Consider the following 21,443-nt stretch of genomic DNA (forward strand, 5'->3'; position numbering starts at 1 on the left):
GGTCTACTCGATACAAATCAACAATTGAGCTTACTCAAGCTTGATATTACGTTCCTTGACCACCTGTTTCCAGGTTTCCGACTCCTTGGCCATAAAGTCTGCCAACTCCTGGCGCGTGGTCGGATCGGGCGTCAAGCCATGTTTGTTCAACTGTTCACGGACCTCGGGATCGTTCAGCACTTTGACGATCTCAGTGTTCCAGCGATCCAGTATCGGAGCAGGAGTTTTGGCGGGCGCGACAAAAGCGTACCAGTTCGTTGCATTAAAACCAGGATACCCGGACTCCGCCATCGTCGGCACATCCGGCATCGCATCCGTACGCTTTAAACCCGTGGTCGCAAGCGGGATCAGCTTTTTAGTCTGCACATGCTGCAAGCTCGTCGTGGGGGTCGCGTAATACGCATCCAGACGACCACTCAACAAATCAAGCATGGCCGCACTGCCACCCTTGTAAGGAACGTGGATCAACTCGACGCCCGCACGTTGAGCAAACAACTCACCTGCGAGGTGCGCCGCCGATCCGACACCCGTCGACGCATACGTCAACTTGCCCGGCTCTTTCTTGGCCGCGGCGACAAGCTCAGCGAGCGTGTTGATTTTCAGGCTTGGTGGGACCACCAACACGTTTGGAAAATTCACGCCCATCGTGATGGGCGCGAGATCCTTGAGGGGATCAAAACTCAACTTCATCAGATGAGGCGACACCGTCATCGGACCAATCGTTCCAAGCAAAAGCGTGGTGCCATCAGGTTTTGCATTAACGACCGCCTGCGTGGCGATTACACCGCCCGCGCCAGGCCGGTTCTCAACCACAACGGGCTGTCCGAGGTTGGCCGCCAGACTTTTAGCAACGATCCGCGTGGCTGTATCGGTACCTCCGCCGGGGACAAATCCCACCACGATGGTGATGGTCTGACCTTTTGGAAACTCTTGAGCAGTCGCGACGGATGAAAGACCCGTGACACCCAAGACAAGAGACAGCGTACAAAGCGCAGGCAGCACCGAGGCAAGTCGAATTTTTTTCAAGGCATTCTCCAATTTTTTTCTTGTGCGCATATCGTAGCATCCAGTTCAGCAAAGCGATAAGATTACTTTTCTAAAGGAGAAAGCATGAAAATTCTAATTTTGGGTGCAGGTGGCGTGGGTGGATATTTTGGTGCACGACTGATTCAAGCCGGAGCGGATGTGACCTATCTGCTGCGTGACAAGCGACACCAGATAATTCAGTCCGAAGGCCTAGTTGTCGAGACTCCAAATGAAACGTTTACTCTGCATCCAAAATCCGTCACCCGGGACCAACTCAAACCCGAGTACGACCTGATTGTGCTGGCCCCCAAGGCGTATGACCTGGATGATGCGCTGGACTCCGTGAGCGCAGCCAGCAGTCGCGGGGTGATATTGCCTGTGCTCAATGGATTAAGCCACATTGCCAAGCTGGACGAAAAATTTGGCCGTGCGCGCGTCATGGGTGGTGTCGCGCACATCGCCGCCACTGTGACCTCCAGCGGCTCAGTCAAACAGCTCACTGAGCTGCACGCACTGACAGTCGGGCACAGGGACCCGGCGCACGAAGCACTCGCGCGCGAATTTTCCGCCCTGTGCCAACAGGCGGCCTTTGACCATACCTACAGTGAAAATATTGAGCAGTCACTCTGGGACAAATGGGTGTTTCTTGCCACGCTCGCAGGCATGACCACACTTTGCCGTGGGCATGTTGGCAAAATCTCAGATGCACCCTGGGGCAAAGAAACCATGACGAGCTTCTACGCCGAAAGCTGCGCTATCGCGCAAGCGAACGGCTTCCCCACCAAAGAAAGCGCCCAGCAAAAAGCACTCGCCATGTTGACTAAATCAGGCTCAAGCTTCGCCGCCTCGATGCTCCGTGATCTGACACAAGGTCACCAGACAGAACATGAACATATCCTGGGCGCCATGATCGATTACGGCGTGAAGAAAGGTGTGCCCTGCCCGCTCCTCAAAGCGGCGCATACGCACATGGTCGTTGAACAAAACAAAGGGTGATTACCGGCTGAACTCGCACTCTAGGCTTAGCGCGACAACGCAAGCCTGAGTCCGAAACCAATCAGACAAAGACCCGCTAACTTTTCAAGCGCAAAAGAGATCGAGCGATTCGCACGTAATCGCTCGGCTAGAAAGTGCGTCAATAAAATTGCCACCACGCAATAGAAAAAAGCCAATACTGCGATGGTCGCCGCAAGAAATGCGAACGTGATCAATCCCCTGTTTTGTACTGGATCGACAAACAAAGGAAAAAAGGCCATGTAAAAAACAATGGCTTTAGGATTGAGCAAGGTAATCACGAGCGCTTGTCGCAGGTAGTGATAGGGCTTGATATTCAGGACAGGCGCCGCACCAGGCTTGGCCAACAACATCCTGGCTCCCAGCCAGACCAGATAAATGGCCCCCATCCATTGAACTGCCTCGAAGGCGACGGGAGAAGCCGCCAACACAGCAGCGAGTCCCGCGACAGCCATCCATGACAAGACTTGATCGCCGAGAATCACTCCGAAGGCGGCTGCAAAACCGCCTCGAATCCCGCCTTTTGTCGTGGAGGTGATCAGGACGAGATTGCCAGGACCAGGAATCAACAGAAAAATGATGAATGCAATCACAAACGCAGGATAGTCAGTCACACCAAGCATCAGGGCAGCCTCAATCTAAGGGAGTGGCTTGATTAATGACGATGGGCCCCGTGTCCAGACATGGACCCCGGGTTATAAGTCGCGGGCTTGACTTCAAACTCGACTTTGACTTCACCTGCTTTTTCAAACTTGAGCATCACGGGAATCGTCGCACCGACTTTAAAAGGCTCCGACAGTCCCAAAAACATGATGTGATAGCCGCCTGGTGCTAGCTTGACTGCACCACCGGCGGGTACCTCGATACCCGATACTTCACGCATTTTGGCGACGCCGTTTTCTGTCAGGATGGTATGCAGCTCGACCCGGTTGACGCCTGTTGTGCTTGCCGACACCAGCTTGTCAGGCTGAGCCGCCTGATTATCGATCTGAACATAGCCGGCACCGTTGACCTGCCCTGGCACGGATGCTCTCACCCACGGGGTCGATAATTTCAAATCACCCACGACTTTCTCGGAGGCGAACGCACCAAAAGATGCCCCAAAAGACATCATCGTGGCCAACAAAGCGCAAGCAAGCATGCGGGGAAATTTTTTGAGCGGGGTGTTCATTGTGCGACCGTACCTATGCAAACATTCATGAGGAAAGCTTCACCGCAAATATTAGCTGAAAACCTCTACACTACCTGTTGAATTGAATTTGAATGCTCTCACAAGAACTGATGTCCAAACTATGACACGCGCAAATCCGCCAGCCATCGAGCCCACCTCCGGCATGCGGTTTGGCACGATATTGGCACTCGTGACTTTTGTGCACGTGCTGGTCATCGTTTTACTACTGTCCCATTTTGGTTGGTTGGGCGGCAGCGAATCAGAGACCGACTCCAACACGGGGCAGTCAGGCATCATCATCCCGGTCACGCTCGAAAAAGCTGAAGAGGCTGAAGCCGAAACAGAAACAAAACCCGAGGTGCAGCCTGAAGCAAAAGCCGACCCAAAACCTGAGCCTAATCCACAATCCGAATCCGAACCCGAACCCGAACCTGAACCTAAGCCAGAGCTCACACCCGTGACAGGACCAGAGCCTCGGGAAGAGACCCTTCCACCAACAGACACAAGTACGGAAAAAGGTTCACCCTCGGACAACAAGAGGGAGTCTGAAAGTGAAATCGCTATTGAAAGCGATCAGGAAAGCGATCAGGAAAGCGATCAGGAAAGCGGTCAGGAAAGCACTCAGGCTGCCCCAGCAAATCCGCCTACTGAAGCAATCAAACCAATCAAACCAGTCAAACCAGTCAATCCCGAACAGCCTGTCGCACCCACATCGCAAACCACACCACGCCCTTTGGCAGAACCGATGTCTCCATCGAATGCCACAACGTCCAGCGCCACAAATTCTTCGAGCAACCCTGCCCCAGGTCCGACGCAAACAAGTGCAAACCTTGATTCGCCCCCACTGACCCCGGCGCAAGTCGACCCCAACTATTTACATCGTCCCGATCCGGTCTATCCTGCGCTCTCTAAGCGTTTGCGCGAGGAAGGTACCGTCGTGTTACGCGTCAGTCTCGATGCGCAAGGCGCCGTTCGGGACATTCAGGTTGAATCAAGCAGTCAATTTCAACGGCTTGATCAAGCCGCGCTTGAAGCGGTGCGTCAATGGCGATTTATCCCGGCCACCCGCGGACAGGTCGCGGTACCCTCAACGGTGCTGGTACCGATCGCATTTAAACATCAATAAACATACATCAATAAACGCGGCCCTCGTAGAGGACCGCGCACTGATTACTTTTTGCTGCTGCTTGAACCTGCGTTTTCTTTGGAACAGGAACTGATGCCCAGCAAAGGATAGGCCGGGCAAAAACGAAAGATCCCTGTCAAGAGAGGGACCACTCCGATCCAGCCCCAGACACCGACGGTGCCCGTTGCAGCCAGGGCGATCAGCACCAAACCAACGGCGATGCGTAGCGTACGATCAATCGTGCCGACATTACATTTCATGATGAACATCCTTATAGAGCGTTGAGAGGAATTTTTAAATAGGAGACTCCATTGGAGTCCTTGGGTGGGAACTCACCCGCACGGATATTGATTTGGACTGCAGGCAAAATCAGTACCGGCATTTCCAGTGTTGCGTCACGCTTGGTCCGCATTTCCACAAACTGCGCTTCAGTGATGCCATCGTGGACATGAATATTGTTGGCCCGCTGCTCGGCGACTGTTGTTTCAAACGCCACTTCCCTGCCCGCGGGAGGATAGTCGTGACACATGAACAAGCGCGTCTCTGGCGGCAAACTCAACAGGCGGCGTGTCGATGCATACAAAGTTTTGGCATCACCGCCGGGAAAGTCGCAACGAGCAGTTCCCACATCGGGCATGAATAAGGTGTCACCCACAAAGACAGCGTCTCCAAACTGGTAAGCCATGCAGGCAGGCGTATGACCAGGAACAAATAAAGCATGCCCTTCGAGCGCACCGACTTTGATCGGCTCGCCTTCCTTGATCAACACATCAAACTGCGAACCATCCTGTCGGAACTCAGGTTCAAGATTAAAGACTCCTGCAAATACCTTTTGCACGGTGGTGATGTGATCACCAATCGCGATATTGCCGCCGAGGTGCTGCTTCAAATAAGGTGCGGCAGACAAGTGATCGGCGTGCGCATGTGTCTCGAGAATCCATTCGACCTTGAGATTGTTTGCTCTAACGAAATCAATCACCTTGTCCGCGGAGGTGTGCCGGGTCCGACCCGATTTGGGGTCGTAGTCGAGCACGGAGTCGATGATGGCGCAGGCTGCTCCTGGTTTTTCATATACAACATAGGTCACCGTCCACGTGACGGGATCGAAGATGCCATGCACCATCGGCTTGACTGTTGAAGTACTCATACGGACTCCTGAAACATTAGATAACTTTTAGATATTATATATATAAACAATTTGTTTGTAAATATATTATAATTTGACATCCGAATTCACTCTTTAATGAATTCACTCTTTAACTGAACCCACTTTCACGACCATGCTGAACCAAGACATCGCCCCATTCGAACTGGACACGATGAAAGCCTCTGCAGCGAATGCCTGCAGGCTGATGAAAGTCCTCACCAACCCTGATCGACTCATGATCCTCTGCCAGCTCACCCAGGGAGAGCGCTGCGTGAGCGAGCTTGAAACCACACTCGGCATCATGCAACCGACCCTCTCACAACAGCTCACTGTCTTGCGCAACGAACAACTCGTGCAGACACGGCGAGAGGGCAAGAATATTTACTACCAGTTCGCCAGCCCGCAGGCGCTTGCTGTCATGGAAGTGCTTTATTCACAATTTTGTAACACTGACGAGGTCAACACATGAACATCGACTGGACTCACTTCACCCCCTGGAGCTCCCTCTCAGGAGGCATCATCCTGGGAGTCGCCTCTGCCTTGTTTATCCTGATCAATGGTCGGGTGCTCGGGATCAGCGGCATCCTAGGGGGTCTATTACCCCCAAAAGCCGGGGACACCATCTGGCGCCTCGCATTTCTGGCTGGTATGTTCGCAGCCCCCTGGATATTTACCACCCTTGCGCCCCCGGAGTTCGTGACGGCCCCCCAGATTGATGCCGATACAGTCATGCTCGTGATTGCCGGCCTACTGGTTGGTCTTGGCACGCGTTATGGCTCAGGCTGCACCTCGGGTCACGGCGTATGCGGTCTCTCACGCATGTCACCTCGCTCACTGGTCGCCACCATTTCCTTCATGGCAGCCGGGTTCCTGACGGTTTACATCGTTCGTCATCTCTTTTAAAGGCGTACACATCATGCTTCGCGTTTTCGAATTTCTCGCCGGTCTTCTTTTCGGTCTAGGCCTCATTTTGTCTGGCATGACCAATCCTGCCAAAGTTCTCGGATTTCTGGATCTCTTCGGTCAATGGGATCCTTCCCTGGCGTTTGTCATGGGTGGGGCCATTCTGGTGGGCGTCTTCGCCTTTGCCCTTGCAAAAAAACGCACGACCAACTTTTTTGGCGGCGCCTTGCATTTGCCTAAATCCACACATATCGACAAGCGTTTGATTGTCGGCAGCTTGATGTTCGGCATCGGCTGGGGTCTGGCGGGTTTCTGTCCAGGGCCCGCTCTGGTCTCGATGGCGGCCGGGCACGAAAAAGCGCTGATCTTCGTTGCGGCGATGCTTGTTGGAATGATATTTTTTGAAATCGCGGAACGCGGCAAATCCGCTCAATAAGCTGACCCAGGCCAAAGATGAAACTGCCGATCCTGCCTGCGCTTCAATGGGGTGCTCAATACAATCGCGAACTACTTGTCAGTGATCTAGTCGCGGCATTGATTGTCACCATCATGCTGATTCCGCAAAGCCTTGCCTACGCGATGCTGGCAGGACTCCCTCCTGAAGTCGGTCTCTATGCCAGCGTCGCCCCGCTGGTGTTGTACACATTGCTAGGAACGAGTCGCGTGCTAGCAGTGGGGCCTGTCGCGGTGATCTCTCTGATGACCGCGGCCGCGGTGGGTGAGCAGGCCGCCCTCGGTGTGCACAGTTATTGGCAAATTGCCCTGACACTGGCCTTCATTTCGGGAGGACTGCTCTTATTAATGGGGTTCCTGAAACTCGGCTTTCTGGCCAACTTCCTAAGCCACTCGGTCGTCTCTGGTTTCATCTCCGCATCAGGCTTACTGATCGCAGCCAGTCAACTCAAAACGCTCATGGGTGTTCAAGCATCCGGAGACAACTTTTTTATCCTCATCTGGTCGCTGATTCAGCAGATACCCAACACCAATGTTCTGACCCTCGCTGTGGGTCTGCTTGCAACAGGGTTTCTCTTTTGGGTCAGACAACAACTCAAACCCCTCCTCATCAAGATTGGACTGAACAAGCTGGCTGCCGACATTGTGACCAAAGCCGGTCCTGTCATGGCCATCGTGGTCACAACAACGCTCGCTTGGCAACTCGACTGGCCCGACGCAGGCTTAAAAGTGGTCGGCACTGTCCCTCAGGGATTACCGCCGCTGACCGCACCGCTTTGGGATTTAACACTTTGGAAAGATCTTTTCGTTCCAGCCTTGCTGATCAGCATTGTGGGATTCGTCGAGTCCGTTTCAGTAGGACAGACTCTCGCTGCCAGAAGGCGCGAACGCATCGAACCTAATCAGGAACTTGTCGCGCTTGGCGCCTGCAACATCTCGGCTTCGTTGACGGGCGGATTTCCCGTTACCGGCGGGTTTGCCCGTTCGGTGGTGAACGCCGATAGCGGTGCGCGCACGCCAGCCGCGGGACTCTTTACCGCAATCGGCATCACACTGGCGTCATTGTTACTCACGCCCGCACTGTATTACCTGCCACAGGCCACGCTGGCGGCGACCATCATCGTCGCCGTGCTTTCCCTCGTGGATTTCAGCATTTTCAAGCATACCTGGCGTTATTCAAAAGCTGATTTCGCCGCTGTGGCAGTGACCCTAGCGTCCACGTTGTTGCTAGGCGTCGAAATTGGTCTTGTTGCGGGTGTCGTGCTGTCTCTGGCCATGCATTTGTACCGCACGAGCCAACCCCATATCGCGACGATCGGCTTGGTGCCCGGCACAGAGCACTTTCGCAACGTTTTACGCCACGATGTGCGCACGAGTCCACATGTTCTCTGTTTACGCATCGACGAAAGTCTCTATTTCGCCAACGCGCGCAACATCGAAGATCGGCTCAACGCCGAAGTGGCAGACAATCCAAAACTGAAAGATGTGGTGCTGCAATGCTCGGCTATCAACGATATCGATGCCAGCGCGCTCGAAAGTCTCGAAGCGATCGAAAAGCGTCTGCGCGATGCGGGCATCTGCCTGCACCTCTCTGAGGTCAAAGGTCCCGTCATGGACCGCCTTGAAAAGTCTGACTTCCTCAAGCACCTCAGTGGTCAAGTATTTTTAACAAACTATCGTGCAGTGCAGCATCTCTGCCCCGAAATCATCCAGACAAAGTCTGTGCTTTAATCAGGTTCATGGAAAATTCACCGCGTTTATTCAACAAGAATCTGGTGCTGCTGATTTTGTGTCAGGGCATCTTCCTCACCAACAACATTACGTTTGTCGCGATCAATGGCCTAGTGGGCCTGAGTCTGACCAACATCTCCTGGATGGCGACGCTGCCCATCATGGGTTATGTGGTGGGCGGTGCGCTCTCCACAGGACTCGTCGCCCGGACACAAAAAAAATACGGCCGTCAAAAATCCTTTCAACTAGGACTGTTGGTTGCGGTGATCTCTTCGCTGATTTGCGGCTATGCGGCGTATTCCAAAAACTTCTGGCTGCTGACTTTCGGTACGTTCGTCGCAGGCTATTACAGCGCGAACGGACAGCTCTACAGATTCGCAGCCCCTGAACTCACCCATGCGAGCCTGCGCGACAAGGCTATTTCATGGGTCTTGGCCGGCGGCATTCTTGGCGCAGTCGCTGGACCGAACTTAGCCGTGCTCACCAAAGATATTTTCGATACCCCCTTTCTCGGCGCGTATCTCACCCTGACCGCGGCTGGCCTCCTGGGGTTGATCGTCATGAACTTCATCCATTTTCCAGATGAGGTGGTCGTTAAAAAAGTGTTGCCAGCGGGACGCAGCGCGATGGAGCTGTTGCGCCAGCCCGTCTTCATGGTGGCAGCAATCAGTTCAGCGCTTGGTTATGGCGTCATGAATCTGCTGATGGCCGCGACTCCTCTGGCGATGAAAGTATGTGGCCTGCCTTTCTCTGATGCGGCGCTTGTCCTTCAGTGGCATGTGATCGGCATGTTCGCTCCCGGCTTCTTTACGGGATCACTAATTAAAAAATTCGGTACTTACCGCATCATGATTTTGGGGATTGCGCTCAATTTCTTCTGCATCATGATCGCGCTCGCAGGCATTGAGGTGCATCACTTCTTGCTCTCCTCCTTTATCCTCGGTGTGGGCTGGAACTTCCTATTCACTGGCGCGACCAGTCTGGCGATGACTGCGTATCGCCCTGAGGAAAAAGACAAGGCTCAGGGAATCGTCAACTTCTTTGTTTTCGCCACGATGGCGATCACTTCGTTTAGCTCAGGTGCTTTAGTCACCACCTCGGGCTGGGATATCCTGAACTTCGCTTCGCTCTTTCCCGTTGTCTTGATGGGTGTCGCACTACTCTGGTTGCGCCACAAACAACAACAAGAAAAAAAGCTTCAAGCGGTTTGATGAAAGCCCAGGCGGGCGCCAATCAGGATACCCGCCGCGGCCACGACAGAACTGAGCGCGAGGGTCGAAAGACCCGTCAACCCCTGGCCAATCGAGCATCCTAGTGCCAGCGATCCACCCACCCCCATCGAAACACCACCGGCGATGTAGCGCAACATTTCCTTGGGTGAGCTGAAACCCTGAAGATGCAAGCCCTTGCGCAACCAGGCCAGCAGAAACGACCCAAGCAACACGCCCAGCACCGCGGTGACACCAAAACTTAACTTCATTCCTGTCGCGATCATCGCGTATTGAATCGTCTCGCCAATAGGTGCGATAAAAGTGAGCGATACCAGATTGACAGGCTCGAATTCGTCGAACGCCAGCCAGCCCGTCGAGAACCAGCCTGCAACAATCAGCAGTCCCACCGTGAAACCTGCGAACAAGTCCTTTTTGTGTCGCAACAAGTTGAGTTTCCAGAAACTAAAGACAAGCAAACAGAGCAGCAAAGCGCCCAACAGCCAGGATTGAAAGGCAACCGGAATGTCAGAGATACTGCCGCCGGAAACGGCTGTCATTTGATTCAATGACTGACGCACAGGACCGAGCACCCCGGTCAATGTCATGAAGGCTGAAATCCCGAGGCACAACAACACCACGAGTGAGCGCAGATTACCTTGCGCACATAACACCAGCGTCCGCGCCCCACACCCATTGGCCAGCATCATGCCGTACCCGAATAGCACGCCGCCAATGGGTACAAGCAACCAGGAAAAGGTCGGGCCACGGTAAATGGACTTGCTCAAATCAATGAATTCGAACTGAGCCAACGCCTGTGTGCCGATCACGGCCACGCATAAAGCCAACACAAAAGATTGCGCCTTATGCAGTGCGCCAGATTGCCAGTACTCTTTGAGCGCGCGATTGAGACAAAAACCCGACAGTTGCCCGGTCGCGCCAAAAATCAGCCCGATCACGAGTCCCGACCAAATCAGTGTGTCCTGTACATTCATGAAACTTTTGTTCCCCACGTGTCTTGTGCGATCGCGTTATACCAAGCCACGCCATAATCAGCTTCGCGTTTGCGGATCTCTTGACTAGCCTCTCGAGGGCTCACGCCTCCCGAACCCTTGATTTCAACGATTTTACCTTCTGAGACGCCATAGACGCCTGCCACCGAAATCCCATAATTAGGCCCCACCAGGCTGTAGCAGGTATTCGCCCAGGATGCGGTGGCAACTTCTTTGCCCGTCAGTGCGCTGACAATCGCAGCCGCAGCCACTTTCCCCTGCGCATTGGCGCAAAATCCGGACTTCGGCATCGGTGCGGCAATCGTCGCGTCTCCCACGACATAAATGTCTGATACTTGGCTGGATTCAAACGTTTGTGCCTGCACAGGGACCCAGCCGCTTTTATTCGTGACTCCGGCACGTTGCGCAATCAAACCTGCAGACTGAGGCGGAATCACATTGAGCACAGAGGCCTTGTGACGGACGCTGAATTCAGTCTCGACCGTCAGGTTTTGAGCATCAACTCGGATCACGTTGCCGTCCTTGTTGGCAGGCACCCATTCAATCATCTCGCCATAGAGCTTGCTCCAGGCGTCTGTAAACAAGGTTTGCTTGGAAAAATTATTCTTGGCATCCAGTATCAGAATTTTCGACTTCGGCTTATGCGTTTTTAAGTAGTAAGCCACCATACTCGCACGCTCGTAGGGTCCGGGCGGACAACGAAAAGGATTGGCGGGTGCGACCATTAAAAACAATCCACCATCCGGCATGGCATCGAGCTGACGTTTCAACAGCAGTGTCTGCTGACCGGCTTTCCATGCGTGTGGGGCGAGTTGCGCAGCGGCTTCGTCATACCCTGCCAAAGCATCCCAGCGTATATCGATCCCGGGAGACAGCACAAGTTTGTCGTAAGCAAGACGCTCTCCCGATGCGAGCTTGATCGCTTTAATCACGGGATCGACATCCTGCGCAAAGCCCTGGATCACGCGCACACCCAAGCTACGTAGCTCGTCAAAACCGTGGGTCTGGGCGTCAAAGTCACGCAATCCGCCAAGATACAAATTGCTGAAAGGACAGGTGTAAAACTGAGGAGAGGGTTCGATCAGTGTGACATCGATGGCGGCATTTCGACGCTTGATATATTTTGCGGTCGTAGCGCCACCAAACCCTCCGCCCACCACCACGACGCGCCCCGCGACAGAAGATGCCAGCGCGGACGAGGACAGACCCAGCGCGCAGAGGCCCGCCACACCTCCCATCGTCTTGAGCATTTGTCGACGACTCAGCGTGGACGAACCCGTCACAACAGCGTTCTTCGCGACTGACATTATCGAGTCTCCTTTTGGACGACGGGCAGAGACGGACTCAACCTGGCAAAGTATTGCGCCAGCGCGTCGATTTCTGAATCGCTGTAGCCTTTGGCCAGACGATTCATGATCGTGGTTCCAGGTGGAGGGGTCTGCGATTTAAACGCCAACATTTGCGACTTGAGCACGCTTTCAGGACGTCCTGCGAGAGAGGGAATGCCACCCGGTGAGCGTCCATCGGTACCGTGGCAATTGGCGCAAGAGCCCGCGAGGATCGAGATATCGAAGGTTGATTGAGCCTGCACAACACCCGACAACATGAACGAGCAGATCAGGCCCTTCATACTGATCCAAACAGAATACTTGCGCTTCATTATTTTTTCCTTAACGTGGAACCCAAGCCGCATGACGCGAGAGTCTGCGCAATTGAGACCATGACTGAGCCTCCAGACGCACAGCTGGCCACAAACGCAACAACAGCTCGGCCGTGGCAAACGCATCCGAGGCGGCCTGATGACGCACGGCACACTCGATCCCGAAGTGCTCGAGCCAATCATCCAGTGCACGGGCCTGAGCATTTCCTCCAACCAGCCTGGCGATCGGTTCAATATCCAGCCATTCATTATCAAGCGGTTTTAATTGATGACGTCGAAACGCGCGCTCGATCATTGCCTGATCGAACGCCGCATGAAACGCCAGCAAAGGGGCGTTTCCCGCCCAAACTCTGAACTGTTCAAGCGCCTCGGCGGGCGCACATCCCTCAGACTGAGCCTGAACGCCAATGTGATGAATCAGGATATTTTCTTTACCCGAGGGCTTTTCCTGCCGTAGAACGACTTCAAAACTATCCCCCACGGACAACTCAAGACGACCCGTGGTCGGTACAAATCTCATCGCCAAGGCTGCGATTGCCAGAAGCTGATCCGCCCTGGGATCCAATCCCGTGGTCTCGACATCCAGCATAATCCAACGTTCAGGCCCGCCGGCGCGCTCGTCAGAATGGCCTCGCAGGCCTCGCCACCACCGACCCAGCTCATCGAGCATAATCTAACTCGAGTCTTTGCTGCAAAGAACGAATGCGCGAGAGCGAGCCTTTCAAAATGGTGCGATCGACCGCGTTGAGCGTATCCACATCCAGAGCATTGGGGTTGTCACCAATCATTCCGCCATCCAGCTGGATAGCCAGACGCAAAGTTTGCAGATATTGAAATGCGGCGATCCACGCAGCACTTTCCTTTTTCGGAACACCTGCCACTCTGCCTAGCGCCGCGAGACGCTCTTGCGTGTTCAGTGCCTCAATCCGGTGGGCGAGCGCATAAATCCGCGCGACTTCCACTACGATCGCCGTGCCCTGCAACTTGAGATCAATCACTTGCTTTTGATCGATTTTTTTGGTGTCCAGACTACCCAACCAGTTCAACGGGACTGAGTTTCGAAGAGCCGCCTCGGCCATCAGTTTGAGAAACCTTGGTTTAGCGGCCGCCATTTCCGTGACCTCCGTGCGCAACTCTCTTAGGAGCTGATCATTACCGACCAGCGATCTGAAATCGAAGAAAATACCTGCGTTCAACAAGTCCTCTGGATGTCCGTGCTCCACCCAATGATTAAAGCGCTGACGCCACTCTTGCTGTGTGAGACACAGGGTCGGATTGCTGGCCATAATGCTGCCTTTACATAGCGGATACCCACACGCATCCAGGGCGACATTGACCTCGCGGGCGAACGTCAAATATCTGTCTTTGATCGTCGCATCGCCACGATCCACATAGATGAGCGCATTATCCTGATCCGTGGCGATCGTTTGCTCGCTGCGCCCTTCCGAACCCAGTGCGATCCAGGCAAAATCGTCAAGGTCGAGCCCGTGCTGATGCACAAGCAACACCACCAGACGGGAAGTCAGCACATCGTTCAAATGACTAATCAAAAATGTCAGCTGACGCGCCTTGACCCCCTGCCCCAACAGATTGCGGGCGAACTTGCGAATATTGGATGCACACTCCTGTAAGGCAGGTACGTCCTCCGCCATGCGTACAGCGGAGCTAATCGTATCGAAGGACAAACGCTGCAAGGAAAATAAATCCCGCTCAGAAATGCATCCAACAATCCGACCCTGATCGAGAATCGGTACATGACGAATGCGAAACTGAGACATCATGACAGCAGCGGCTTCAGCGGTGTCATCGACAGTGAGGGTTTTCACATTCTTTGACATGACTTCGCTAATGGGCGTATCCAGACTAATGCCGGCCAAAGTCACTCGGCTCAGGACATCATCACGTGTCAAAATGCCCAAAATCTCATGACCGTCCTCGGTAATCAATACAGAACCGACTTTCTTTTCGTGTACAAGCGTCAAGGCTTCACGCAAAGAAGTTTGAGGCCGAGTCACGATGGGAACTCGACGGATCAAATCTCCAAGACGACTCTCAAGCGACTGTTCATGCAAGGCTTTGGAGGCGACACTGTTACGCATCGCTTGCCTGGATTGTTCAAGCAACATCCAGACGCGATTATTCGTGAAATCCCGAAACGCTTGTGAGCGCCCCAACAACTCTTGAAAAGAGGCTTTGGGCAAGAGCAAGCAAAAACAGTCCGTGACAGCGGTATAGGTTGCGGCGACAGGTCGCGCAGCCAGACTGGCGCTCACGGAAAAGAGATCACCCGGCTCCATTTCGAAAACCGTCTCAACCAATCCAGGGTTGACTCGCTTGCCAGAAATGCGTCCTTGGCGAATCAGAAAGAGGTGGTTGGGAGGGCCATCAGCGGGCGCCAAAATGACCTCATTGGGTGCAAAGTATGACTCGGCCGATGAGGTCAGGAAAAAATCAACGTCCTCGATCGCCATTTCGGAAAATGGCAGGCGTTGCATCAACTGTTGGCGGAGATTTTGAACCAGGCTAAGTGAACTCATCGCAAGCCTCCATCGAAATATGTGGCGCCCTGAGCACTGGACCGCAAACCCCATGGAGAGGTTTGCGGCGGATGAGCCATCTTACAGCTTCATGTGTTGCGGGAGCAACGTTGCGAGTTCGGGTACAAAATAAAGCACCAGAACAGCGAAGACCATCAGGAAAAACATCGGTAAAGAGACTCGCGCGATGTAAGGCAAATCGCGTTTTGTCATACCGGCCAGCACAAAAAGATTGAAACCCACGGGAGGAGTGACCTGTGCCATTTCGACGACAAAGACAATAAAGATACCGAACCAGATCAGATCGATACCAGCGGCCTGTACCGTCGGCAGCAATACGCCCATGGTCAGCACCACCATTGAGATGCCATCGAGGAAGCAACCCAGAATGATGAAAAACACCATCAAAACGATGATGAGCCAGAACTGGGATAAGCCCAAACTGCCAATCCACTCGGCCAAAGCACGTGGCAAACCGATGTAGCCCATCGACAGCGTCAGAAACTGCGCGCCGGCGAGAATCAGGGCGATCATGCAATACAAGCGTGTTGCGCCTTGCATTGAGGCTTTGAAAGTCGACCAGTTCAGTGAACCCTGCAAAGCAGAAATAATCAATGAGCCCAGCACACCAATCGCAGCAGCCTCAGTCGCTGTCGCCACGCCACTGTAAATGGATCCCAGCACACTCGCAATCAGCAGCATAACGGGGATCAAATTACGAGACTGATAAACCTTTTGACGGAAAGTCATCTCAGCATCAGCAGCTGGAACCAAGCCAGGATTTCTCCAAGCCCAGATCATGATGTAACCCATGAAAATCAAAGCAAGGAAAAGTCCTGGGAGTATGCCGGCGATGAATAATTTGGCAATTGACACTTCCGCCGCGACACCGTAGACAATCATGATGATTGAGGGTGGAATCAACAACCCCAGTGTTCCAGCACCCGCGAGGGTACCGATCACCATGTTGTCGGGATAGCCGCGCTTTTTAAGCTCGGGTAGTGTCATTTTCCCAATCGTGGCGCAGGTTGCTGCGGACGAACCAGAAACAGCGGCAAAGATCGCACACCCAATCACGTTTGTATGCAGTAATCGGCCAGGGAGCTTGTTGAGCCAGGGAGCCAGTCCTGTAAACAAATCCTGGGAAAGACGCGTACGAAATAAAATCTCACCCATCCATAAAAACAGGGGCAATGCCGTCAGAGTCCAGCTCGACGAAGCGCCCCAGATCGTGATGGCCATCGCATCGCCAGCAGGACGAGTCGAAAACAACTCCATACCAATCCATGCCGTGCCAGCAAGCGTTAATCCAACCCAAACACCACCGGCCAGAAAGCCAAACAGCGAAACGATTAACAATCCAATAATCAAAAAATCATTCATTTCGCTGCGGCTCCTGCGAATCAATCGACAATGCTTGCCCACGAATACGCGCCACCAGCAAATCGATGAAAGCGATCACGAACAATATGTTTCCAGCAGCCATTGTCAGCTGGGGTATCCAGAGCGGAGTTGCATCGTTACTCGTGGATATGTCGTTAAACGTCCATGAGTCGAGCACTAATTTTGAGCTGAAAAAAGCTAGGGAAATAGCGACAGCCAAACCAACCGTAATCGCGCCAATATCAAGTTTTCGCTGACCCGCTGGGGATAAAGCATTTAGCAGAATCGTCACACGAATATGCTCGCCATGACGCAAAGTAGAAGCAAGTGCAAAAAAACCCGCCGATGCCATTAGATAGCCGGCGTACGCGTCGAGTCCAGAAACGTGAAATGAAAATTGCCTGGAGACGATGCTTAACAGCACCGTCAACAGAACACCTATTAAAGAAACCGCCGCCAGAAATTCGGCGGCGGAATACAGACCATCAAGAAAGCGTCGCATCGATTATTTTTTCAAAGCGTCAACAATAGCCTGACCGTCTTTGCCAGCTTTCTTGAGGTAGTCAGCCAACATCTTCTGACCCACCTCGTTCAAACCCTTGGTCAACTCTGGGCTGGGAGGAATGATCTGACCACCGTTCTTAGTCCAGGCTGCCAGATACTCTTTGGTTTTGGCTTCGGAAAGCTTCCAACCACGCTCTTCAGCACGCGCACCAGCTTCGAGTACGGCTTTTTTGGTGTCTGCGTCCAGCGCATCAAATGCCTTTTTATTCATCAAGACCGCATTCTTGGGAATCCAAGCTTGGGTGTCATAGAATTTTTTGATGTACTCGTAGGTCTTGGTGTCCACACCAGTCGCGCTTGATGACATGTAAGAGTCAATCACGCCGGTGGCCATCGCTTGCGAAAGCTCGGCCGCTTGAATCGTGACTGGCTGAGCGCTCACCAATTCAGCAATCTTGGACGTTGCTGGGCTATAAGCGCGCCACTTCAGGCCTTTCATATCCGCGACGGACTTCAGGTCACGATTCGTGAAAATGCCCTGTGGTGGCCATGGCACTGTAAACAGCAACATCATGCCCTGAGAAGCCAGTTTCTTTTCCAGATAGGATTTTTGGATAGAAGCGAGTTTGCTCGCTCCGGCGTAGCTCGACACCAGGAAGGGTAAACCGTCCAGCTCATAAATGGGATCTTCGTTCGCGAAGTTCACCAACAGGATTTCACCAAGCTGGGCCTGATTACCCTGCACTGCGCGCTTGATTTCAGGGGCTTTATACAATGAGGCATTGGCGTGAACAGTGATGTTTAACTTACCCTTCGAACCCTGAGCCACATCTTTTGCGAACTCATTAAGGTTTTCTACATGGAAGTTTGTCGGCGAGTAAGCCGAAGGCAAATCCCACTTCGTTTGGGCCTGAGCCGAGATTCCAGCCGTCGCGATGAGCGCGCCGGCAAGCCAAGATACAGTTTTACGCATGAGGATATCCTTGAGCGAATGAATCGGTCGACAAATCGACCACGGTTTTTTCAGTTGACGCAGCCAAAGCACGTCAAAGCACGGTGAGTGTATGCGTGACAACGAATTGTCACAATCATGGTATCACCCATTTGAGGGTAAATACCTAGGAGCGAAAACATTTTGACGCGACACTTGCAGTGTCTGTAAAGTGAGCAGCTCTTGGAATGAGGAACAGTATTCATGTCAGCCCCCTTTGCAGTCTATGTCACCGCTATTGGAGGACCCGAGGTCCTCCAGGCTCAACCTATCGCCATGCCCGTTCCGGGTGCAGACGAAGTTGTCATCGAACACACCGCAGTCGCCGTGAATTTTGTCGATATCTACCTGCGCGCCGGACAGCCCCATTCACATAACCCCACCCCGCCATTTATTCCCGGTGTCAGCGGAGTCGGACGGATCAAAGCCATTGGCAGCAATGTGCGGGATCTGAAGGTCGGCGACAAAGCCACCTACACAAACGCCGGAGTTGGCAGCTATTGCACGCATGTGGTGCTTCCTGCCGAGCGCGTGATTCCCGTGCCAGAGTCTCTGGATGACGTGCGTGTCGCCGCGGGTCTGGTGCGTACGCTCACCTCGCAATATCTGCTCAAACAAATGCGCCCCCTCAAGCCGGGCACACGCATTCTGGTGCACGCTGCAGCGGGCGGTGTCGGTCAGATTCTGGTTCAGTGGGCCAAGCGCCTGGGTCTCGTCGTGATTGCCACCGCAGGCAGTGACGCAAAAATCAAAACCGTACTCGAACTTGGCGCCGACTTTGCCATCAACTACCGGACGCAGGACTTTGTCGCCGAGGTCAATCGCATCACAGCCGGAAAAGGCGTGAGCGTGGTGTTTGATTCTGTTGGTAAAGATACTTTCGATGGCTCGGTCAAATGCCTCGAATCCCGGGGACTGGTCGTCAACTTCGGGACGGCGTCCGGCCAGGTCGAGGGTTTCAAATTGCAGGACCTGCACAGCAAATCGCTCTGGGTGTGCAGACCCACTCTCAAAACCTATGTCGCGGACCGTGCCGAAATGCTCGCGATGAGCAAAGAGGCATTTGAAATACTGGGCGATCCCGCGATTCGACTTGATATCGAAGTCGTTTTACCGCTGAGTCAGGCCAGCGAGTCTCATCGACTACTTGAAAGTCGCACGACCCAAGGTGCAATTGTCTTGATCCCGGACGCACTTTTTATTAAAAAGTAAATCAACCTATATTCCTATATTTCTAGGCGGCAGCCGCTTGAATGGTCTGTATCAGTTTCGATATTTTTATAACAATCTGGAGATTCACATGCGTTTGATCAAATCAGTGTTGGCAGGTGCTCTGGCCCTGTCGGTTTTCAGTCCGATGGCGATGGCGCAGTACCCCGAGAAGCCAATTCGCATGGTGGTCGGATATGCCCCAGGCGGCGCGGCCGACAAACTCATCCGCCCCATCACGGATCAACTGTCCAAGATGCTCAAGCAGCCTTTCATCATTGAGTACAAGCCCGGCGCAGGCGCTTCCGTGGCTGCTGACTTTACCGCCAAGTCAGCACCGGATGGCTATACCTTGCACATCACCGACTCAGGCCCCATGGCGATTTTGCCCAACATGAAAAAAATGGGCTATGACCCAGTCAAAGATTTCACGCCTATCTCCATGATTGGCGAGGGTGGCGTTGTCGTCGCAGTGTTACCAAGCTCGCCAGCCAAAGACATCAAGACTCTGGTTGAACTGGCGAAGAAAGATCCACAGAAGTGGAGTTATGGCACTTCAGGCGTGGGTGGTGTGGGTCACTTGGCCGGGGAGCAATTCAAAGCCGCTGCCAAGCTCGATATCGCGCACATTCCCTACAAAGGTGGCAACCCCGCCATCACCGAGCTGTTAGGTGGTCACGTGCCATTCTTGTTTTCCTCGCTGGGCTCAGCTGCCGCTCAAATTCAGTCAGGCAAGATTGTCGCGTTGGCTGATACGGCCAGCAAGCGCAGCTCCATGTTCCCCAACGTCCCCACCATGGCGGAGTCAGGCTTCCCCGGATTTGATGCGACGATCTGGTTCGGCATTGTGGGCCCGGCCGGACTGCCAAAAAATGTCATGGACACACTCGTGCCCGCCATCAACAAGATCATGAAAGATCCTGCCGTGATCGCCGCGATCAAACGCGAAGGCTACGAGCCCATGGACTTCACACCTCAGCAAACGGGTGATCGCATCAAGTCTGATCTGGCCAAATGGGGCAAGACCGTCAAGGACGCGAACATCAAGGCCGAGTGACACCGATACTCAGAACAAACAAAAATCTGAAAAAAAACCGCTCGTGATGAGCGGTTCATTCAGAAAATTTAAAGCAGACATCGCGTTGTCTGCTTTTTTTTCACTTGCTGGCTTTAAAGCGTGACGTCGCGTCGTTGGGCTGATAAGGCAAGGCATCGATCAAGGTCGAGAATGACTCCTTGGCGCTGAAAATCTGATTCAAATCTAGGGTGACATAATTCGCACGATTTTTATCATTGGCGATCATGACACGATTATTAGTCAGATCCTTGATCATCACCCATTGCGTGTAATCCGACACCGTCTGACCACCCTCTTTGCTCGACACAACGCCAACCGGGATGTCGACATTATTGAGGACATGCACAGCCAGCTGGCTGGCCTCGCTCGCATTCGCAGGGGTCGTCGCCAAATGCCTCAGATACGCCGCACGTACGAACCGCGAAGAAGGCTGATAATCACCGGGCAAGCCCAGCAGAGCGCCCCCCTGACCGAGCGCAGTCACATTTCCACCCCGATAAGGAACAGAAGCTTTGCCATCCTGCGCAAGAGAGAGGTAATTACGTAAATTCAAAACATGCCAGTCATAAGTGGGCGAATTCGTGAGAACCTGCGCCACGTTATCGCTGATCACCATCTGGCCTTTGACGAACTCCACCACAATGCTGTCGCCTGAGCGATCCGTAAACACAAAGTGCAGCCAAGGTGGTGTGGGCAAGCAACTGACCTCGGCAGGATCGAACCAGACTTTGTACTTGGGAAGTTCTGCACGCAGCGCCTTGACGCTATCAAACATCCCCAGAACGAAGCGACCGAGGTTCAGAATCGAGACATAGTCCTTGTCACCCGCAGTCACGGCCTGATACTCGGTAAAGCCAGGCAGAAAATTACCGCTCATCCCCAAACCTGCGCTGTTTTGACCCTCGAGAAAGGCATCAGCCCCCTTCAAAATGGCGGGCATTACGGCGATGAACGCGAATTTGGACTTGAGTTCGGTCCCTGCGAGCTTGAGCTTGGAGGGCGCTGTCAAAGGAACGGCACTGCCCACCGGCACGGATTTAAGGGTCCACTGCATGTCGTAGGCCCACTCCATCGTGCGCCCTGCAATGACTGCGCCATCTTTGGCCGATACATTCACAGCGGTGCATGCGCTCGCATGATGCGCAAAGGCGATCAAACAAATTCCCGCAATCGCGCGAGAGAGTGTAGAGACTGAAAACTGTTTCATGTGTCGAGTCCTTACTAAGTATGAATCTGATCAGATGACCAGATACTTTTCTTTTTAAACATTGTCATTATGCAACTAAAAT

23 protein-coding genes are annotated in these 21,443 nt (G+C 53.3%); 9 read left to right on the forward strand and 14 right to left on the reverse strand.

Going from position 1 to position 21,443, the window contains the following annotated elements; all coding sequences use genetic code 11:
- Nucleotides 1–30 precede the first annotated feature (30 nt).
- Nucleotides 31–1,002 (reverse strand): Bug family tripartite tricarboxylate transporter substrate binding protein, encoded by a 972-nt coding sequence (locus QWY30_RS12060; protein WP_435433408.1) that lies wholly within the window; start codon nucleotides 1,000–1,002, stop codon nucleotides 31–33.
- A 108-nt stretch (nucleotides 1,003–1,110) separates the two neighbouring features.
- On the opposite strand from QWY30_RS12060, the gene QWY30_RS12065 reads away from it, so the two are divergent.
- Nucleotides 1,111–2,022, forward strand: coding sequence for a ketopantoate reductase family protein (locus QWY30_RS12065; protein ID WP_290241367.1), 912 nt, complete (start codon nucleotides 1,111–1,113; stop codon nucleotides 2,020–2,022).
- A 26-nt stretch (nucleotides 2,023–2,048) separates the two neighbouring features.
- Here QWY30_RS12065 and QWY30_RS12070 read toward each other — a convergent pair whose 3' ends face one another.
- Nucleotides 2,049–2,663: a LysE family transporter gene (locus QWY30_RS12070; protein ID WP_290241369.1), complete on the reverse strand. Its 615-nt coding sequence runs from the start codon at nucleotides 2,661–2,663 to the stop codon at nucleotides 2,049–2,051.
- A gap of 32 nt (nucleotides 2,664–2,695) precedes the next feature.
- Nucleotides 2,696–3,211, reverse strand: coding sequence for a copper chaperone PCu(A)C (locus QWY30_RS12075; protein ID WP_290241371.1), 516 nt, complete (start codon nucleotides 3,209–3,211; stop codon nucleotides 2,696–2,698).
- Between the two features lie 121 nt (nucleotides 3,212–3,332).
- On the opposite strand from QWY30_RS12075, the gene QWY30_RS12080 reads away from it, so the two are divergent.
- Nucleotides 3,333–4,337, forward strand: coding sequence for an energy transducer TonB (locus QWY30_RS12080; RefSeq protein ID WP_290241372.1), 1,005 nt, complete (start codon nucleotides 3,333–3,335; stop codon nucleotides 4,335–4,337).
- 44 nt (nucleotides 4,338–4,381) lie between these two features.
- On the opposite strand, the gene QWY30_RS12085 is transcribed toward QWY30_RS12080, so the two are convergent.
- Nucleotides 4,382–4,597 (reverse strand): YgaP family membrane protein, encoded by a 216-nt coding sequence (locus tag QWY30_RS12085; RefSeq protein WP_290241374.1) that lies wholly within the window; start codon nucleotides 4,595–4,597, stop codon nucleotides 4,382–4,384.
- An 11-nt stretch (nucleotides 4,598–4,608) separates the two neighbouring features.
- A complete protein-coding gene (locus QWY30_RS12090) occupies nucleotides 4,609–5,484 on the reverse strand; it encodes an MBL fold metallo-hydrolase (RefSeq protein ID WP_290241376.1) in 876 nt (291 codons plus the stop codon).
- Between the two features lie 133 nt (nucleotides 5,485–5,617).
- Here QWY30_RS12090 and QWY30_RS12095 point away from each other — a divergent pair, with 133 nt between their 5' ends.
- From QWY30_RS12095 to QWY30_RS12115, 5 genes are read left to right on the forward strand one after another with little or no spacing between them, the layout of a single operon-like run.
- Nucleotides 5,618–5,953, forward strand: coding sequence for an ArsR/SmtB family transcription factor (locus QWY30_RS12095; protein ID WP_290241378.1), 336 nt, complete (start codon nucleotides 5,618–5,620; stop codon nucleotides 5,951–5,953).
- On the forward strand, nucleotides 5,950–6,387 hold the full coding sequence (locus QWY30_RS12100) for a YeeE/YedE family protein (RefSeq protein WP_290241380.1): 438 nt from the start codon (nucleotides 5,950–5,952) through the stop codon (nucleotides 6,385–6,387). The genes QWY30_RS12095 and QWY30_RS12100 overlap by 4 nt, the downstream gene beginning before the upstream one ends.
- Nucleotides 6,388–6,400: 13 nt before the next feature.
- Nucleotides 6,401–6,823 carry a YeeE/YedE family protein gene (locus QWY30_RS12105; protein ID WP_290241381.1) on the forward strand — a complete coding sequence of 141 codons (423 nt, stop codon included), beginning with the start codon at nucleotides 6,401–6,403 and terminating at the stop codon, nucleotides 6,821–6,823.
- A gap of 17 nt (nucleotides 6,824–6,840) precedes the next feature.
- Entirely contained in the window at nucleotides 6,841–8,571 is a 1,731-nt protein-coding gene (locus tag QWY30_RS12110; RefSeq protein WP_290241383.1) for a SulP family inorganic anion transporter, read from the forward strand.
- 8 nt (nucleotides 8,572–8,579) lie between these two features.
- Complete coding sequence (locus tag QWY30_RS12115) at nucleotides 8,580–9,782, forward strand: MFS transporter (protein WP_290241385.1); 1,203 nt, start codon at nucleotides 8,580–8,582, stop codon at nucleotides 9,780–9,782.
- Here the strand turns inward: QWY30_RS12115 and QWY30_RS12120 are convergent.
- The 8 genes from QWY30_RS12120 to QWY30_RS12155 all read right to left on the reverse strand — a co-directional run bounded on the left by QWY30_RS12120 (nucleotide 9,770) and on the right by QWY30_RS12155 (nucleotide 17,849).
- The gene (locus QWY30_RS12120) at nucleotides 9,770–10,774 is read right to left on the reverse strand and encodes a YeeE/YedE family protein (RefSeq protein ID WP_290241387.1); all 1,005 of its coding nucleotides are present in this window, start codon (nucleotides 10,772–10,774) and stop codon (nucleotides 9,770–9,772) included. The genes QWY30_RS12115 and QWY30_RS12120 overlap by 13 nt on opposite strands.
- Nucleotides 10,771–12,099, reverse strand: coding sequence for an NAD(P)/FAD-dependent oxidoreductase (locus tag QWY30_RS12125; protein WP_290241389.1), 1,329 nt, complete (start codon nucleotides 12,097–12,099; stop codon nucleotides 10,771–10,773). The genes QWY30_RS12120 and QWY30_RS12125 overlap by 4 nt, the downstream gene beginning before the upstream one ends.
- Nucleotides 12,099–12,452, reverse strand: a complete 354-nt coding sequence (locus QWY30_RS12130; protein ID WP_290241391.1) for a c-type cytochrome — start codon at nucleotides 12,450–12,452, stop codon at nucleotides 12,099–12,101. The genes QWY30_RS12125 and QWY30_RS12130 overlap by 1 nt, the downstream gene beginning before the upstream one ends.
- 10 nt (nucleotides 12,453–12,462) lie before the next feature.
- Complete coding sequence (locus QWY30_RS12135) at nucleotides 12,463–13,122, reverse strand: 3'-5' exonuclease (protein WP_290241392.1); 660 nt, start codon at nucleotides 13,120–13,122, stop codon at nucleotides 12,463–12,465.
- A complete protein-coding gene (locus tag QWY30_RS12140; protein ID WP_290241394.1) occupies nucleotides 13,112–14,989 on the reverse strand; it encodes a DUF294 nucleotidyltransferase-like domain-containing protein in 1,878 nt (625 codons plus the stop codon). Before QWY30_RS12140 ends, QWY30_RS12135 begins: the two co-directional genes overlap by 11 nt.
- 81 nt (nucleotides 14,990–15,070) lie before the next feature.
- A complete protein-coding gene (locus tag QWY30_RS12145) occupies nucleotides 15,071–16,372 on the reverse strand; it encodes a TRAP transporter large permease (RefSeq protein WP_290241396.1) in 1,302 nt (433 codons plus the stop codon).
- Nucleotides 16,365–16,874 carry a TRAP transporter small permease gene (locus QWY30_RS12150; RefSeq protein WP_290241399.1) on the reverse strand — a complete coding sequence of 170 codons (510 nt, stop codon included), beginning with the start codon at nucleotides 16,872–16,874 and terminating at the stop codon, nucleotides 16,365–16,367. The genes QWY30_RS12145 and QWY30_RS12150 overlap by 8 nt, the downstream gene beginning before the upstream one ends.
- A 3-nt stretch (nucleotides 16,875–16,877) precedes the next feature.
- Nucleotides 16,878–17,849: a TRAP transporter substrate-binding protein gene (locus QWY30_RS12155; RefSeq protein ID WP_290241401.1), complete on the reverse strand. Its 972-nt coding sequence runs from the start codon at nucleotides 17,847–17,849 to the stop codon at nucleotides 16,878–16,880.
- A gap of 222 nt (nucleotides 17,850–18,071) precedes the next feature.
- On the opposite strand from QWY30_RS12155, the gene QWY30_RS12160 reads away from it, so the two are divergent.
- Both QWY30_RS12160 and QWY30_RS12165 read left to right on the forward strand, forming a co-directional pair.
- The gene (locus QWY30_RS12160) at nucleotides 18,072–19,079 is read left to right on the forward strand and encodes a quinone oxidoreductase family protein (protein ID WP_290241403.1); all 1,008 of its coding nucleotides are present in this window, start codon (nucleotides 18,072–18,074) and stop codon (nucleotides 19,077–19,079) included.
- Nucleotides 19,080–19,167: 88 nt separating this feature from the next.
- Nucleotides 19,168–20,133 carry a Bug family tripartite tricarboxylate transporter substrate binding protein gene (locus QWY30_RS12165; protein ID WP_290241405.1) on the forward strand — a complete coding sequence of 322 codons (966 nt, stop codon included), beginning with the start codon at nucleotides 19,168–19,170 and terminating at the stop codon, nucleotides 20,131–20,133.
- Nucleotides 20,134–20,233: 100 nt separating this feature from the next.
- Here the strand turns inward: QWY30_RS12165 and QWY30_RS12170 are convergent, their stop codons facing one another.
- A complete protein-coding gene (locus QWY30_RS12170) occupies nucleotides 20,234–21,361 on the reverse strand; it encodes a linear amide C-N hydrolase (RefSeq protein ID WP_290241407.1) in 1,128 nt (375 codons plus the stop codon).
- Nucleotides 21,362–21,443 lie beyond the last annotated feature (82 nt).

Origin of the sequence: Zwartia panacis, from assembly GCF_030410395.1 — a bacterium.
In the GTDB taxonomy this organism is placed as follows: domain Bacteria; phylum Pseudomonadota; class Gammaproteobacteria; order Burkholderiales; family Burkholderiaceae_B; genus Zwartia; species Zwartia panacis.